This is a genomic window from uncultured Campylobacter sp. (assembly GCF_938045405.1).
Taxonomy (GTDB): Bacteria; Campylobacterota; Campylobacteria; order Campylobacterales; family Campylobacteraceae; genus Campylobacter_B.
Genome location: NZ_CALIMW010000242.1, coordinates 1 through 1436 on the forward strand (window position 1 = coordinate 1; position 1436 = coordinate 1436).

At 44.2% G+C, this 1436-nt stretch carries 5 protein-coding genes; all 5 read left to right on the plus strand.

The features are described 5' to 3' along the window. Positions 1 to 64 (plus strand): YopX family protein (locus Q0140_RS12685; RefSeq protein WP_366112868.1); only part of this gene is annotated, 64 nt, incomplete at its 5' end. Further along, a complete protein-coding gene (locus tag Q0140_RS09980; RefSeq protein WP_297964211.1) occupies positions 61 to 528 on the plus strand; it encodes a hypothetical protein in 468 nt (155 codons plus the stop codon). The genes Q0140_RS12685 and Q0140_RS09980, both read left to right, overlap by 4 nt. Further along, the gene (locus Q0140_RS09985; protein ID WP_297921128.1) at positions 525 to 689 is read left to right on the plus strand and encodes a hypothetical protein; all 165 of its coding nucleotides are present in this window, start codon (positions 525 to 527) and stop codon (positions 687 to 689) included. Before Q0140_RS09980 ends, Q0140_RS09985 begins: the two co-directional genes overlap by 4 nt. Then, on the plus strand, positions 686 to 1042 hold the full coding sequence (locus Q0140_RS09990) for a hypothetical protein (protein ID WP_297964213.1): 357 nt from the start codon (positions 686 to 688) through the stop codon (positions 1040 to 1042). The genes Q0140_RS09985 and Q0140_RS09990 overlap by 4 nt, the downstream gene beginning before the upstream one ends. Positions 1043 to 1142: 100 nt before the next feature. Further along, positions 1143 to 1307, plus strand: coding sequence for a hypothetical protein (locus Q0140_RS09995; protein WP_297964214.1), 165 nt, complete (start codon positions 1143 to 1145; stop codon positions 1305 to 1307). The last annotated feature ends 129 nt before the right edge of the window (positions 1308 to 1436 follow it).

Here is a 1436-nt window from a genome sequence, read left to right on the forward strand (position 1 = left end):
GCTCAACCGGGAAGTCATCGGCAACATCTACGAGAACCCAGAAATTTTAAAGGATACCAAATGACGACAAGAGAAAAGATAGAGGTTATGCAAGCCTACGATAGGGGCGAGGAGATAGAATTTTGCGAGAGACGGGACGAGAACGGAAACCCGGTCGCATGGGAATATACAGCAGCTCCATCGTGGAACTGGCAATACTTTTTCTACCGTGTGAAGCCTAAGAAGCCACAATTCGAGAGCTCCGATTTAATGATTTGGAAGCTAAGCGAAGCTGAGCCACTACACCCGAAAAGTAATTTTTATCAGCGCTCATACATAGAAAGAGGCGATAAGGATGTAAATAACTATGTTAATTTTGATGACGTCCTTTGGTATTGGGAATATCAAGACGAGGCGGGGGATTGGCATATACTAGATAGACGATACAGAAGAGAGGATTTGAATATGCTTGAGTTTCGAGAGCTGGCAACCGCCACGCCTCTTTATGCGCTCGGATTTAGATTACCGCGAGAAAAGGATAAAGAATGAGTAGCCCCGACCGCGAAAAAGAGCGCGAGCTTTTGCGCAAGATAGACGGACCTGCAGAAAAGCGCGACAAAAAAAGTGCGCTCGCAGAACAAATCCACAGACGACTGCTTGAGCTAAATTTAAAGCAGTTGAGGAAAATTTTAAAAAGGATCGAAAAATGAATGAAATCTTGTTATTAATATACTTGGCAGATCTGTCGGATAAAATGTATCCGCTATTGTTGGGTAGCTTCTGCGTCCTTTTAGCAGGCATAATGTTGTGGTTTGGCGGCATTCAATTCAACGACGATACGAGCGCGCGAATGGTAAAAACCGCGAGGTGCATTATTAAAATATCGATAGTCGTCGCGGTTTTTGCTTTTCTATACCCGTCCAAAAACACCCTTTATATCGCCGCTAGCGCAAAAACAGGGCAGATAGGGATAGAAAAATTGCAAGGTAGCAATACTTTAGAAAAGGCCATCAAGCTACTGAATAAAAAGCTAGATGAAGCTTTAGCGGAGGAAAAGAAATGACAGAATATCATCCACGCTTGGGCGTTTTGAAAACAGCGGCATCGTAGCAGGAGTTGGCGCCGAAAATCAAAGGCTGCTGACGCAAAAAGAGGCGTCGGTTATGCTAGGATATTCACAAAACAGCAATATTTTGGCTCAAATGCGAATGCCGAAAAATAAGGGCAAATGGGAGTTTACCCCGCGCTTCATAATTTTTAACGGCGAAATTCGCTATCCCCTTGATTGGCTCAATGAGGACATTAAAAAGCTAAAAGAGGGGTGCTAGCTCTTGCCACAAGCAGGGTTGGATATTGATGCGAGCGTTAAAAGACCATAAGCGGACAGGGTTTGTGCGTTTTACGGCAGCATCGCTCGGTATAGTCGAAGTAAGGACAGGCGCAATGTATTACTTTCT

Bases quoted from the DNA above. Each gene is read 5' to 3' on its own strand.
- Q0140_RS09990 (WP_297964213.1), top strand. From the start codon at position 686: ATGAATGAAATCTTGTTATTAATATACTTGGCAGATCTGTCGGATAAA.
- Q0140_RS09995 (WP_297964214.1), top strand. From the start codon at position 1,143: ATGCTAGGATATTCACAAAACAGCAATATTTTGGCTCAAATGCGAATG.
- Q0140_RS09980 (WP_297964211.1), top strand. From the start codon at position 61: ATGACGACAAGAGAAAAGATAGAGGTTATGCAAGCCTACGATAGGGGC.
- Q0140_RS09985 (WP_297921128.1), top strand. From the start codon at position 525: ATGAGTAGCCCCGACCGCGAAAAAGAGCGCGAGCTTTTGCGCAAGATA.